The sequence below is a fragment of the Nocardioides sp. URHA0020 genome, assembly GCF_000620705.1.
Taxonomy (GTDB): Bacteria; Actinomycetota; Actinomycetes; order Propionibacteriales; family Nocardioidaceae; genus Nocardioides.
This window is the reverse complement of record NZ_KK211166.1, coordinates 294,039-306,719: the sequence shown is the minus strand read 5'-3', so window position 1 is coordinate 306,719 and position 12,681 is coordinate 294,039. Positions and strand designations below refer to the sequence as shown.

Genomic DNA, 12,681 nt, shown 5'->3' with positions numbered 1-12,681 from the left:
CTCTAGGTCCGGACGGCGACCTCGCCGCCGAGCACGGCACCGCCGAGCAGCTCGAGGTCGTCGCCGGACCAGAACATCCCGGGGTCGTAGTAGTTCGTGGGCCGGTCGCTCCCGAGCAGCCCCATCTCCTCGTACGTCGCCGCCACGACCTCGGCGCAGTAGGTGAGCTCGGCCGACGCGGCGCGCCGTACCCGACCTCGCGCCCAGCGCCCCACCAGCTTGGCCGTCGAGGGGAACGGCGTGCCGTCGAGGCGGCCGATCGCCCGCAGGACGCCGTCCTCCATCTGGCGGGTCACCGTCAGGTCGAGCTGACGCAGCCACGCCTGCTGCTCGTAGCGCCCGGTCCACTGGACCACCGCCTCGCGCAGGTCGTGCAGCTGCACGCCGCGGTGGTGGCTGTCGGTCCAGACGTCGCGCAGGCCCTTGCCGAGCTCGGCGTGCCACATCAACGGCGGCAGGTCGTCCAGGACGACCGCCATCCCGACGTGGTTGACCGGCGCGTTGGTCACGACCCGGATAGCGTGGTCGGCAGCCGAGCTCCCGCGGAAGAGCCAGAGGTCGCCGGTGCGGGTGAGGTCGACCGCTTGGTCGAGCGTCAAGGTCATGGAGGAGTCCTCGTGAAGCTGTGGAAGGTGCTCGGTGTGGCCGGGCTGGCAGGGGTGGCCGCGTCCGGGGCCATCATCGCGCGCGATCAGCGCCAACGGGCGCAGCTGACGCCGGAGCAGGTCCGCGATCGGCTGCACCAGCGTCTCGAGGAGTCCCAAGCCGACTCCCAGTGAGCTCCAAGCGGGTGCGCCCACGATGGGCGTGCTCGCCAGGGTGGCGGGCAACCACCCGAGAGGAACTCACCCATGAAGACGATCCAGCTCCAGCGGCGCCGGGCGTGGCGCTCGATGTCGAGCGTCGACAAGCACCACCGCCTCCAGGCCATGCGCGCCCAGCAGCAGCGCGACGTCCAGTTCGAGATGCTGCGGCTGACCACGCACCTCCGATGAGCTGGTGTGCGTCGTCGCGGGCGCTGGTCGGTCAGGGCCGTCAGGCCTGTCAGGGCCGTCAGCGCGTCAGCCGGTCCGTCAGGCCCGGGGCGTCCTACGAGTCGTGGGCCCCACGACTGGTACGACGTCCCGGGCCTGCTGGTCGTTGAGCGGTGGGAGATCCACGGGTGTGCGGGTGTGCGTCGGTGGATCGGTCACCGGGAGTCGTGGCTGGCTCCCCGGGGATACCCGGTTAACCGGGTATCCCCTAACTTCTCGGGCACTGCAAAGCCCGAGAAGTTGGTGAAGTGCCTGAGGAGTAGGGAGCCGATTCGGGTCAGGCTGGCGTCGTACGGATGCGGTCGGCGATCTGGGTGAGCCACTCGCGGTAAGTGCCGCCGTCCCCGTCAGCTGCGTAACTCCCACCCAGCTCGTCGACGATGAGCGACCTCAAGCCGGCTTCGTCGGGATGGTCCGCAAGAGTGCGCTCGATCTCGTCGGGAAGCGCCGCTGCCAGGCCAGGTTCGTCCTTGCGGAACAGGTCGAGGACGTCCCACTCGTCACCGTCAACGTCCCAGTCTTGATGGAAGTAGGCGCCCATCAGCTGGTCAAGTGCGGGCACGTCGTTCACGTCGATGCTCCTCACGGTTGGGGGAAGGCAGTCAAGACCCTAAAGCCCTCGGACATCGACGGATCGCGCTCCAACACGACTCTGATGCCGGTCACGTCGGAGACAACGCCGTCACGTCCAGCACTCCGTCCCGTCGCCGTCGCCAGTTTGTCGACCAACTTGATGCGGGGCGTCCCGGTTCGAAGCCACCGATCGACAGCTCCGGCCTGTCTGTCGATAGTGCGCGCGATCAGGCGCTCTGCGGTTCGTTGATCGGTGAAGGTAGATGCGTACGGGATCCTCCGCTTCGCCAGTCGTTCCAGCAGTTGTGCATTCGACCTACTGACATGCTCCGACAGCGTGTGGCTGTTCTTGATCTCGTGAACCCGCAGCCAGCCTGGGCGCCAGAGGCCCGCTTCGTGAGCTAGACCGGAAGTGCGTCCGCCCGCCTCTGTGAGCATCACGCGAGCGCTGTTGATCTGCTCGGTCCGCGCCCCGATCTCGCCCGCGGTGACGGCAACCGGGCGCACGGTGACGGCGGTGCCGCCCGCGAGCACCCGCAGGCTGTCGAGGATCCCGCGGGCCCTGCTGCCGGCGGCGGCGATCCGGGCGGCGCCGGCACTGCCCGCGGCGCCGGCGGCGAGGCCGCCGGAGACGAAGGAGAGCGCACTGCCGACGGCGGCGGTGGCGCCGAGCTCCCAAGCCAGGTCCTCCAGGAGGGAGCGGAGCTCGTCCCGCTTGGCGTCGACGTGCTCGGCGTACTCGCTGCAAGCGGAGCCGAGCGCCTGGAGCTGGGCGGCGAGGTCGCCGACCCGGGTGCGGACGTCGCGCAGCACGCCGACGGCGACCGGGATCTCCGGTGACCGCTCGCCCTCAAGCGCGGCCAGCGCCGAGTCGCAGTGGGCGGTGAGGAGGCCGACATGGGTGGCCGCGGCGGCCCACGAGCGGGCGGCCGAGCGGAGGCGGGAGGTGTCGGCGTTGGGCCAGAACACGTCCTGCAGCACGTCGAGGACCAGTCCAGCCGGTCCGCTGGGACCGTCGTCGTGCGCGCCGAGCGAGGAGGGCGGAGGCGCGAGGCGTACGCCGACGGCCCGGTCGGCCACGGTCGGCGGACCGGCCGCAGCGTGCGCCCAGCCGGGGAGGGTCGAGCGGGCGTCGGCGTGCGCGTGGTTGGCCAGCGACGCCTCGACCAGCCGGCCGAGCACCCCGAGGGCGCCGACCGTCGACTCCAGCGCCGCGATCGTCGCGGTCGCGGCGGCGTCGTACGACGCGGCGAACTCGCTCGCGGTCGAGTCGTCACCGGCCATCCCGGCGCACGCGCGCAGGCGGCCGGCGAGCCGGGTCGCCGTGCGCGCGGCGAGCTCGTTGCCGCCGACGAGCGACTCCACCGCGGAGGAGTAGCCCTGCTCGCTGACCGCGACGCGCATCAGAGCTGGTCCCACATCCGCAGGTTGGTCGCGACCGCGTCGCCGTAGTGGCCGTGCGCGGCCCGGCCGGCCGCCCGCATCGCCGCCAGTGCCTCGCGCATCTCCCGGAAGCCGTCCTCCCACTCCGACTGCGCCTCGTCCTGGGCGAGGGCCGCCGCCCCGTCCCACGTCGTCCGGAGCGCGGTCACCCGGCGCGAGACCTCGTCGAGCAGGTCGTCGAGCGCGTCGCCGCAGCGCGCCATCGAGCTGGTCGTCTCGTCGAGCAGGTCCAGGTCGACGGCGTACATCAGCCCAGCCTCGCCGCGAGCCGCCCCAGACCGGAGCCGGCGCCGAGGTCACGCTCGGTCAGGTCCAGGTGTACGGCGTCCAGGAGCCGCGCCATCGTGACCAGCCCGTCGAGCACCTGCTCGGCGCCGGCGCACCACTCGCGCCAGGCCTCGGCGTACGCCGTCGCGGCCGGTCCGCTCCAGCCGCCGTCGAGCAGCGCGTCGACGTGGCGGGCGACGGCGTCGCGGTCGGTGCGCAGCTGGGCGGCGGCTGTGCCGACCTCGGCGACGGCGGTCCGGAAGGCCGGGTGGTCGACGGTCAGGATCCCGAGTCCGATGAACGACAGCATCCCCGGGCCAGCGGCCCGGGGACACCGTCGTTCGTCGATCTGTGGAGAACTACGGCAGCGGGTCGACCTCGTCGTACCCACCGATGCCCGCGGCGAGCAGCCCCAGATGGTGGTTGCCGTCACCGAGCAGGTGGTCGAGGGCGGTCAGCCGGCTGGTGTAGGTGCCGATGCTGTACTCCGCCGTCATGCCGATGCCGCCGTGCAGCTGGATCGCCTCCTGGCCGATGTGACGACCGGCCCGGCTGACGCCGAACGACGCCCGCGAGGCGGCCTCGGCGGCCTGCTCGCCCGACCCCTCGGCCAGCACCATCGAGGCCCAGACGGCGAGGCTGCGAGCCAGCTCGAGCGAGACGTACATGTCGGCCGAGCGGAAGTTCAGCGCCTGGAACGTGTTGAGCGTGACGCCGAACTGCTTGCGGCTCTTGAGGTACGCCGTGGTGTTCTCCAGTGCCACCTCCATCAGCCCGATGGCCTCGTTGCACGCGGTGATCCGGGCGATGTCGAGCACCCGGGCGATCACGCCGGCCCGGTCCTCGGCGGAGCCCAGCGGGGCGGCGGGGGTGTCGGCCAGCGTCACCTTCGCGGCCCGGCCGCCGTCGTGGGTGGCGTAGCCCTCGCGGGTCAGCCCGGAGGCGTCCCCGGCGACCACGAAGAGCCCGGTGCCGCCGTCGGGCAGCGCCGCGGAGACCACGAGCAGGTCCGCGCGGGCGCCGTTGGGGACCGGCTCCTTGACCCCGGAGAGCGTCCAGGAGTCGCCCGAGCCGGACGCGGTGACGCCCGACGCGGTCGCCTGCCAGCGCGAGCCGGGCTCGGCGTGGGCGAAGGCCGGGACGAGCTCGCCGGACGACAGCGCGCCCAGCAGCTCGGTCTTCTGCTCCTCCGAGCCGGCCGCGGCGATCAGCCCGCCGGCCAGCACCACCGTGGTCAGGAAGGGCTCGGGCGCGACGACCCGGCCCAGCTCCTGGGCGACGATGCCGACCTCGATCGCGCCGGCCCCCATCCCGCCGTACTCCTCGTCGAAGGGCAGCCCGAGGACGCCCATCTCGGCGAGCTGGGTCCAGACCTTCTCGCTGAAGCCGGGGTCGTCGGCGGCGGCGCGACGCCGGTTCTCGAAGTCGGAGTAGGCCTTGCCGACCAGCCCGCGGACAGCCTCGCGCAGCGCCTGCTGCTCGTCGTCATAGGTGAAGTCCATGTCTCCTCCTCAGAGTCCCAGGATCGTGCGGGCGATGATCTGGCGCTGCACCTCGTTGGAGCCGCCGTAGATCGAGGCCTTGCGGAAGTTGAGGTAGACCGGCACCGAGTGCGTGGCCCACCAGGGCAGGTCCGACTCGTCCCGGGCGCCGCTGGCGGCCGAGGCGGGTCCGGCCAGGTCGACGATCAGCTCGGTGACCGCCTGCTGGAGCTCGGTGCCGCGGAGCTTGAGCACCGACGAGGCCGGGTGCGGCTTGCCGTCGGCGGAGTTGGCGACCACGCGCAGCGCGGTGAGCTCGAGCGCGAGCAGCTCGTTCTCGAGCTCGGCGATCCGGGTCGAGACCAGCGGGTCGTCGAGCAGCGTCCTGTCGTCGCCGACGGAGATGGTGGCGGCCCACTCCTTCGCCTGGGCGAGGGAGCTCTTGGTGGCGCCCACCGGGGCGACGCCGACCCGCTCGTTGCCGAGCAGGAACTTGGCGTAGTCCCAGGCGCGGTTCTCCTCCCCGACGAGGTTCTCGACGGGCACGCGGACGTTGTCGAACCAGACCTCGTTGACCTCGTGGCCGCCGTCGATGAGCTCGATCGGCCGCACGTCGACGCCCTCGGAGGTCATGTCGATGAGCAGCAGCGAGATGCCGGCCTGCTTCTTCACGTCGGGGTTGGTGCGCACCAGGGTGAAGATCCAGTCGCCGTACTGACCCAGCGTGGTCCAGGTCTTCTGCCCGTTGACGACGTACTCGTCACCGTCGCGCACGGCGCTGGTGCGCAGCGACGCGAGGTCGGAGCCGGCGTCGGGCTCGGAGAAGCCCTGCGACCACCAGATGTCGAGGTTGGCGGTCTTCGGCAGGAAGCGCTCCTTCATCTCCTGCGAGGCGAACTGCGCGATCACCGGCCCGATCATCGAGGCGTTGAACGCCAGCGGGGTCGGGACGTAGGCGCGCTGCATCTCCTCGTGCCAGATGTGGCGTCGCAGCGGGGTCCAGTCCTGGCCGCCCCACTCGACGGGCCAGTTGGGGACGGCGAGACCCGCCTCGTTCAGGATCTGCATGCTCTGGACGAACGCGTCCTTGCCGAGCTCGCGCCGGTCACGTACGGCGTCGCGGATCTCCTGCGGGATCTTCGTGGTGAAGAACTCCCGCATCTGGTCGCGGAACTCGGCGTCCTCTGCCGACAGCGCCAACTGCATCTGGGCACCTCCTGGTGGCTCCTGGTGAACAGTCACATCATGCCGCGTGCACGAAGCGACCGCTCAGTAGGTTCGGATTCCGGGCTCGCCCGCCCGCAGGTCATCCCCTGTTTTCCGGACGTTTCACCATCCCTCGGGCCGGATGCTTGGATCGGACGTAGCCTGGTTACCGGATCGAGGAAGCGACATGGACAGCGGACGGGGGAGCGCAGTGCGTCGGGGAGTAGCGGTCGTTGCGACGACGCTGGCAGCGCTCGCTGCCGGCACGCTCCCGGGGGCCTCCGCGACCGGCGACGCCACGATCGTCGTCCGCGGCGGGGTGCTCCCCGCCGGCAGCCGGGCCCAGCTGGCCGAGGTCGGCTGTGACTCCGTCTTCGCGCGCGGGGGCTCCGCGCAGGCGATGATCGGGATCGCCCAGGGCGCCGGCGCGCTCGGCGAGCGCAGCCTGGCCTTCACGCCGTCCGCCGGCAGCGCGACCGGCTTCGTCAGCTACGTCTCCTCGATGACCGCGACGACCGTCGCCGGGGTCTCGGTCCACACCCTGTCTGGCTCCAGCGGGGTCGCGTACGCCGGCTTCCAGGCCCCGAAGGACGTCGGGACCGACCTGATGTGGATCGGCCGCGCGGTGGTCGGCGCGCCGGCCAGCGGCAGCTGGACCACGGTCGGGGTCACCGGCCTGGGCTACGACTGGACCCAGTACGACATGGTCACCCACGAGTCGGTCGCCACCGTGAGCGCCTCGGGGGTCCCGGCGTTCGTCAAGGCGATGGGCGGCGACGGCTACGGGTTCTACGCGGTCGGGTTCGGCTGCGACGGCAACGCGTTCGACCTCGACGGCTGGCAGATCGGCCGCCCCGGGGCGACGACGACGTACGACTTCGAGGGCTATCGCACGACGACGGCGATCGACGGTCCGGACAAGCCGGTCGCGCCGGGCGACGAGGTCACGCTGACCGGGCGGGTCGTCGACGGCTCCGGGAGCGCTGTCGCCGGGCGCGTGGTGCTCGAGGCGAAGCAGGACGACGGGTCGTGGGAGACGGTCGCCGTCGACGAGGGCCCGAACGTGTCGGCCGTCGTGAAGCCCGGCACGACCACCAAGTACCGCTGGAAGTACTTCGACCGCGCCCGCTACGAGGGCAGCGCGTCCGACGCGTTCACCGTGCGCGTCGCGGACCCGGACGAGCCCGGCGACGAGCCGTCCGACCGGCCGACGGACCTCCCGAGCGACGGACCGTCCACTCCCGCCACCGACGACGCCGCCTCGGACCCCGCCCCGCCACCCCCAGCCACCGAGAAGGCGCCCCCGGCCACCGCCGACCCGGAGCCCACCGCCGACCCGGATCCGACCGAGGCGGCGAGCGAGCCGCCCCCGCCGGCCGAGGAGCCCTCCGATCCGCCTGCGGACGCCCCGACGGACCCGCCGGCCGACGACCAGTCTCCTCCGGCCGCTGACCCGGGTGACGCCCCCGCGGGATAGTTTGGATCCATGCGACCCCTCGTAGTGATGGGTGTCTCGGGATCGGGCAAGTCGACCGTCGGTGCGGCCATCGCGCAACGGTTGCGAGTCCCGTTCGCGGACGCCGACGACCTGCACCCCTCGGCGAACATCGCCAAGATGAGCCGTGGTGAGGCGCTCAACGACGAGGACCGCTTCCCGTGGCTCGCGCTCGTCGGGGAGTGGCTGGCCGTGTACGACGAGGGCGGCGTGATGAGCTGCTCGGCGCTGAAGCGGAAGTACCGCGACCAGATCCGGCACCATGCGCCGCAGGTGCAGTTCCTGCTGCTCGAGGGCACCCGGGACGTGATCTCGGCCCGACAGGCGAGCCGGCCCGGTCACTTCATGCCGGCCTCGCTGCTCACCTCGCAGTTCGCGGCGCTCGAGCCCCTGCAGCCGGACGAGGACGGGCTGGTCCTCGACGTCGACCAGAGTGTCGACCAGATCGTGCAGGGGTACGTGGACCACATGACACGTGAGAGCGAGCAGGGCTGATGGACGTCGTGCAACCGGTGGCCGGCAGCGGCCACCTCATCGTCGCTGCCCTCGCGGGCATCGCGCTCATCGTCGTGCTGATCACCCTGCTCAAGCTGCACCCGTTCCTCGCCCTGATCCTGGGCGGTCTGACCGTCGGCATCGTGGCGGGCGAGGACGTCAGCAAGGTGCTGACCTCGTTCACCACGGGCTTCGGCACCACGGCCGCGGGCGTCGGCGCGCTAATCGCGCTGGGTGCGATGTTCGCCAAGCTGCTCGCCGACTCGGGTGGTGCCGACCAGATCGTCGACACGATCGTGGGTCGGGCCTCGGGACGGATGCTGCCGTGGGCCATGGCCGGGGTCGGCGCGCTGATCGGCCTCCCGATGTTCTTCGAGATCGGCCTCGTCCTGCTGATGCCGGTGATCTACCTGGTCTCCAAGCGCGCCCAGGTCTCGCTGATCACCGTCGGCATCCCCGCCCTGGCCGGGCTCTCGGCGATGCACGGCTTCGTGCCGCCGCACCCCGGCCCGGTGACCGCGATCCAGTACCTGCACGCCGACCTCGGCGTCACCCTGGCGCTCGGCCTGGTGGTCGCCGTACCGACGATCATCGTCGCCGGCCCGCTCTTCGGTGCGGTCGCGGGTCGCTGGGTCCCGCTCGAGGCGCCGGACAGGTTCGACGCCCCGGAGCGCGACGACTCGCTGACCCGCCCGTCGTTCGCCGTCACGCTGGCCACCGTCCTGCTCCCCGTGGTCCTGATGCTCGGCAAGGCGGTCGTCGACATCGTCGTCGACGACGAGAAGCGCATGGTCCAGCGGGTGGCCGACGTGATCGGCAACCCGTTCGTCGCGCTGCTGATCTCGGTCCTGGTCGCGATGTACACCTTCGGCATCCGGGTCGGGATGGACAAGCAGAAGCTGTCCGACACGGTCTCGGACGCGCTCCCGCCGATCGCCGGCATCCTGCTGATCGTCTCGGCCGGCGGTGGCTTCAAGCAGGTGCTCGTCGACACCGGCATCGGGACCCGCCTCGCCGACTGGGCGAGCGACGCGAACATCTCGGTGCTGCTGCTCGCGTGGGTGCTCGCCGTGCTGATCCGCCTCGCCACCGGCTCGGCCACCGTCGCCACGATCACGGCCTCGTCGCTCATGATCGGGCTGGTGGAGGGGCTCTCGACCGGAGAGACGTCGCTGGTGGTGCTGGCGGTCGGCGCCGGCTCGCTCTTCTTCTCGCACGTCAACGACGCGGGCTTCTGGCTGGTGAAGGAGTACTTCGGGATGTCGGTCGGGCAGACGATCAAGACCTGGTCGCTGATGGAAACCGTGCTCTCGGTGACCGGCCTGGTCGTGGTGCTGATCCTCGGGATCTTCATCTAGCGAGCCCGATCCCCGCTAGCGTGCTGCTCGTGAGCACGCCCGAGCAGCGCGCCCGTGACCAGGACCGTGACGCCGCGATCAGCCTCGTGGAGGCGGCCTGGGCGGACGGGCAGATCATCGAGGCCGACCGCGACAAGCGGGTCCAGGAGCTGCAGCGCGCCCACACGCTCGCCGAGATCGACCTGCTGACCCGCGGACTGCAGGCGACGACCCCGACCTACCGCACCGAGTCGGTGCCGGTCGAGCCGGAGGAGCCGGTCCAGCCGGTGGACGTCGTACCCCCGCCACCGGTGCCGTACGGGCCGGCCACGACCAGCCTGGCCGACGTCTCGACGAGCTCGGTGGCCGGGACCGCGAGGCCGTCGAAGGCGCTGTACGTGATCCCGCTGGTCGTGGTCCTGCTCGTCGTGGGAGTCGCCAGCGTCGGCGTGTTCCTCGCGGTGGCGGGCGGCGGCAGCGACGACCAGACCGCAGTCGCGGAGCCCGCGGGGCAGGTGCTCACCGACGAGGGGTACGACGACCTGGTGGCCGCCGTCGAGGACGAGATCGGCAGCACCTCGGTGTTCGACGCGGTGCTCTACCCGTCGTACGCCGTGGTCTCCCTCCCGGTCGACGCGACGAGCAGCCGCGAGTCGTCGTACTACTGGGACGGTGACGACCTGCGCGCCAACAACAGCAAGAGCACGTCGTCGGACCCGCGCTTCGACCTGACCCTCGTCGACGGGGCCGTCCTCGTGGACCTCGTCGACCAGGTGCGCCAGCTCGTCGACGAGCCGAGCACCTGGTACACCATCGTGCGGGCGCCGAGCGCCGACCGGGCGATGGTGTGGGCCTACGCGAGCAACGAGTACGGCGAGACGGCGTACCTGGGCGCGACCCGCGACGGCACGGTCGTCTACGACTCCACGAAGCACTGACCGGCGGAATCCCGCTCGGGCCGTCGGTGTTGGACCGGGTATGAGCGAGAAGCTGGTCCTGGTCCCCGACGCCGGTCACCCCATCACGGTCACCCCCAACCCCGGCCGCGTCGTCGTCACGCTGGGGGAGCGGATCGTCGCCGACACGACGTCCGCACTCACGCTGCAGGAGGCCAGCTATCCGGCCGCGCAGTACGTGCCGCTGGCCGACGTCGACCCGGCGGTGCTGGAGCGCACCGACCACGCGACGTACTGCCCCTACAAGGGCGACGCGTCGTACTACAGCCTGGTCGCCGACGGCGAGACCCACGACAAGGCGGTGTGGGCCTACGAGACGCCGTACGACGCGGTCGCGCCGATCGCCGGTCACGTCGCGTTCTACCCGACCGTGGTGGACGTGCGGGTCTACCCCAGCGTGTAGAGGTAGCGGCTGGTCGGCACCAGGTCGATCTGCCGGTCCGCCCCGATGCGGGCGACGCTGCTCATCAGCACGTCGATGCGGCGACCCAGCTCGACGTCGTCGCCGCCGCTGCCGTAGAAGGCGTGGATGTCGGTCAGCGCCGCGCTCGGGAAGAGCTCCTCGACGATGCCGTCCACGCGCGGCGCACCCGGGGTGAGCGGCTCCAGCACGATGTTCTGCTGGTAGCCGAAGGTGGCCTGCGTGCGGATCCCGACCGCGGTGTGGTCGAGCATCCAGCGGCGCAGCCACTCCTCCTGGTCGAGGTCGTCGGGGCGGCGCAGCACGGCGATGTTGGCGAGCGCGTCGGCCCGGCTGCCGTCCCACGCCTCCGGAGGGTCGAGCCGGCGGCGCTCGTCCACGCGGTAGCCGTGCACCTCCCGGGCGGCGGTCCGCAGCACCGCGGCCACCGGCTCCGCCTCGACGTCCCAGACGGTGACGAAGCCAGCGATCGGGTCGTCGAGGTGGTTGATCCGCATCGCGCCGGCGACGTCGAGGTCCTCGACGTTGACCTGGAGACGGCGTACGCCGACCGCGGCCAGCCGGGCGTGCAGGTCGGCGTCACGCAGCCGCTCGGGGAGGTCGTCGCCCCACACGGCGAATATCAGCTTGCTCACGAGCGCTCACGGTAGGGCATCCTGCTCCGGTGTCGAGGAGGATCCAGCTGCCCGCCGTGCTGCGGGACGAGCCGCAGTACCGGCTGCTCTTCGGCAGCCAGGTGCTCTCCGTCCTCGGCGACCGGGTCACGATGGTGGCGCTGCCGTTCGCGGTGCTCGCGATCGGCGGCGGCGTCGCCGAGGTGGCGCTGGTGTCGGCGGCGCAGTTCCTGCCCTTCGTGGTGCTCGCGCTGCCGGCCGGCGTGTGGGCCGACCGGTGGGACCGCAAGCGGATCCTGGTCGCGTCGGACGCCGTACGACTCGTCAGCCAGGTCGTGGCCGCCAGCCTCCTGCTCACCGACACCGCCCACGTCGCGCACCTCGTCGTCCTGGCCGCGGCGTACGGCGCCGCCGACGCCTTCTTCGCGCCGGCCTTCAGCGGCCTTCTGCCGACGACGGTCCGCCCGACCAACATCCAGCCGGCCAACGCGCTGCGCGGACTGTCGTACTCGGTCGGCTCGATCGTGGGGCCGGTGGTGGCGGGGGTCCTGATCGCGTTCGCGGGTGGACCGGGCGGGGCGCTGCTCTTCGACGCGGCGACCTTCGCGGTCTCGATCGTGCTGCTGCTGCCGATGCGCGCCGTCGTGGTCGACGTGATCGTGTCGGCGGAGGACCCGGTCGCGACCACCGACCACTTCTGGACCTCGCTGCGGGAGGGCTGGGGCGAAGTGCGGTCGCGGTCGTGGGTGCTGGCCTTCCTGGGCGGGTTCGCGGCGTACCACGTGATTGTGCTGCCCGCGATCTTCGTGATCGGGCCGGTGCTGATGGAGCAGGAGCTGGACGGCGCGCGGTCGTGGGCGCTCATCACCGCGCTCTTCGGGACCGGGTGCGTGCTGGGAGACCTGCTCTTCCTGCGGTGGCGGCCGGCGTACGCACTGCGCGTGGCCGCGGTGCTGCTCGTCGGGGCCTCGTGCCAGGCGGCGTTCATCGGCAGCGGCCTCGGGGCGTGGGGGATCGGCGGGCTGGAGCTGCTGGCGGGCGTGTGCGTGACGGGTGCCTTCACGCTGTGGGAGACGTCGCTGGGCGAGCACATCCCGGCTGCGGCCCTCTCCCGGGTGTCGAGCTACGACTACCTCACCAGCGCCGGCATGATCCCCCTCGGCAACGTGCTCGCCGGCGTGGTGAGTGCTGCGTTCGGGCTGCAGGCGACGCTGGTGGGCATGACCGTGCTCGGGGTCGCTGCCGCGCTGTGTGTCGTGGCGGTGCCTGCGGTGTGGGGGTTGGGTCGGGGTGGGGCTGCCCCGGGGATACCCGGTTAACCGGGTATCCCCGAACTTCTACGGCAGTGCAGAGCCCGAG

16 protein-coding genes are annotated in these 12,681 nt (G+C 71.6%); 8 read left to right on the top strand and 8 right to left on the bottom strand.

The annotated features are described in order from the left end of the window. Nucleotides 1–2: 2 nt before the first annotated feature. On the bottom strand, nt 3–605 hold the full coding sequence (locus tag N542_RS0105915; protein WP_028643134.1) for a hypothetical protein: 603 nt from the start codon (nt 603–605) through the stop codon (nt 3–5). Nucleotides 606–617: 12 nt separating this feature from the next. Between N542_RS0105915 and N542_RS27405 the strand changes: the two genes are divergently transcribed. Both N542_RS27405 and N542_RS27400 read left to right on the top strand, forming a co-directional pair. Then, nucleotides 618–779, top strand: coding sequence for a hypothetical protein (locus N542_RS27405; RefSeq protein WP_155992868.1), 162 nt, complete (start codon nt 618–620; stop codon nt 777–779). Nucleotides 780–851: 72 nt separating this feature from the next. After that, on the top strand, nt 852–995 hold the full coding sequence (locus tag N542_RS27400) for a hypothetical protein (RefSeq protein ID WP_155992867.1): 144 nt from the start codon (nt 852–854) through the stop codon (nt 993–995). A 316-nt stretch (nt 996–1,311) separates the two neighbouring features. On the opposite strand, the gene N542_RS0105900 is transcribed toward N542_RS27400, so the two are convergent. The 6 genes from N542_RS0105900 to N542_RS0105875 are packed head-to-tail and all read right to left on the bottom strand — an operon-like array spanning nt 1,312 to nt 6,004. After that, nucleotides 1,312–1,605 (bottom strand): contact-dependent growth inhibition system immunity protein, encoded by a 294-nt coding sequence (locus N542_RS0105900; protein ID WP_155992866.1) that lies wholly within the window; start codon nt 1,603–1,605, stop codon nt 1,312–1,314. 11 nt (nt 1,606–1,616) lie between these two features. Next, on the bottom strand, nt 1,617–3,026 hold the full coding sequence (locus N542_RS0105895; RefSeq protein WP_155992865.1) for an RNase A-like domain-containing protein: 1,410 nt from the start codon (nt 3,024–3,026) through the stop codon (nt 1,617–1,619). Beyond that, complete coding sequence (locus N542_RS0105890; protein WP_036506565.1) at nt 3,011–3,298, bottom strand: WXG100 family type VII secretion target; 288 nt, start codon at nt 3,296–3,298, stop codon at nt 3,011–3,013. The genes N542_RS0105895 and N542_RS0105890 overlap by 16 nt, the downstream gene beginning before the upstream one ends. Further along, a complete protein-coding gene (locus tag N542_RS23610; protein WP_036506562.1) occupies nt 3,298–3,627 on the bottom strand; it encodes a WXG100 family type VII secretion target in 330 nt (109 codons plus the stop codon). Before N542_RS23610 ends, N542_RS0105890 begins: the two co-directional genes overlap by 1 nt. 49 nt (nt 3,628–3,676) lie before the next feature. Beyond that, nucleotides 3,677–4,819: an acyl-CoA dehydrogenase family protein gene (locus N542_RS0105880; protein ID WP_028643130.1), complete on the bottom strand. Its 1,143-nt coding sequence runs from the start codon at nt 4,817–4,819 to the stop codon at nt 3,677–3,679. A 9-nt stretch (nt 4,820–4,828) separates the two neighbouring features. After that, nucleotides 4,829–6,004 (bottom strand): acyl-CoA dehydrogenase family protein, encoded by a 1,176-nt coding sequence (locus N542_RS0105875; RefSeq protein ID WP_028643129.1) that lies wholly within the window; start codon nt 6,002–6,004, stop codon nt 4,829–4,831. 187 nt (nt 6,005–6,191) lie between these two features. Here N542_RS0105875 and N542_RS0105870 point away from each other — a divergent pair, with 187 nt between their 5' ends. Genes N542_RS0105870 through N542_RS0105850 form a run of 5 tightly spaced genes read left to right on the top strand, consistent with a single transcriptional unit; the run spans nt 6,192 to nt 10,690 of the window. Beyond that, on the top strand, nt 6,192–7,481 hold the full coding sequence (locus N542_RS0105870; protein WP_155992864.1) for a hypothetical protein: 1,290 nt from the start codon (nt 6,192–6,194) through the stop codon (nt 7,479–7,481). Between the two features lie 9 nt (nt 7,482–7,490). Continuing rightward, complete coding sequence (locus N542_RS0105865; protein ID WP_028643127.1) at nt 7,491–7,994, top strand: gluconokinase; 504 nt, start codon at nt 7,491–7,493, stop codon at nt 7,992–7,994. Further along, nucleotides 7,994–9,352 carry a GntT/GntP/DsdX family permease gene (locus N542_RS0105860; protein ID WP_036506558.1) on the top strand — a complete coding sequence of 453 codons (1,359 nt, stop codon included), beginning with the start codon at nt 7,994–7,996 and terminating at the stop codon, nt 9,350–9,352. The genes N542_RS0105865 and N542_RS0105860 overlap by 1 nt, the downstream gene beginning before the upstream one ends. A gap of 29 nt (nt 9,353–9,381) precedes the next feature. Then, nucleotides 9,382–10,269 (top strand): DUF1707 SHOCT-like domain-containing protein, encoded by an 888-nt coding sequence (locus tag N542_RS0105855; RefSeq protein WP_197025870.1) that lies wholly within the window; start codon nt 9,382–9,384, stop codon nt 10,267–10,269. A 40-nt stretch (nt 10,270–10,309) separates the two neighbouring features. Continuing rightward, on the top strand, nt 10,310–10,690 hold the full coding sequence (locus N542_RS0105850) for a DUF427 domain-containing protein (RefSeq protein WP_028643124.1): 381 nt from the start codon (nt 10,310–10,312) through the stop codon (nt 10,688–10,690). On the opposite strand, the gene N542_RS0105845 is transcribed toward N542_RS0105850, so the two are convergent. Further along, nucleotides 10,675–11,343: a hypothetical protein gene (locus N542_RS0105845; RefSeq protein WP_028643123.1), complete on the bottom strand. Its 669-nt coding sequence runs from the start codon at nt 11,341–11,343 to the stop codon at nt 10,675–10,677. The two genes, N542_RS0105850 and N542_RS0105845, sit on opposite strands and share 16 nt — an antisense overlap. Nucleotides 11,344–11,372: 29 nt before the next feature. Here N542_RS0105845 and N542_RS23605 point away from each other — a divergent pair, with 29 nt between their 5' ends. Further along, nucleotides 11,373–12,641, top strand: coding sequence for an MFS transporter (locus tag N542_RS23605; RefSeq protein ID WP_197025869.1), 1,269 nt, complete (start codon nt 11,373–11,375; stop codon nt 12,639–12,641). Nucleotides 12,642–12,681: the final 40 nt, after the last annotated feature.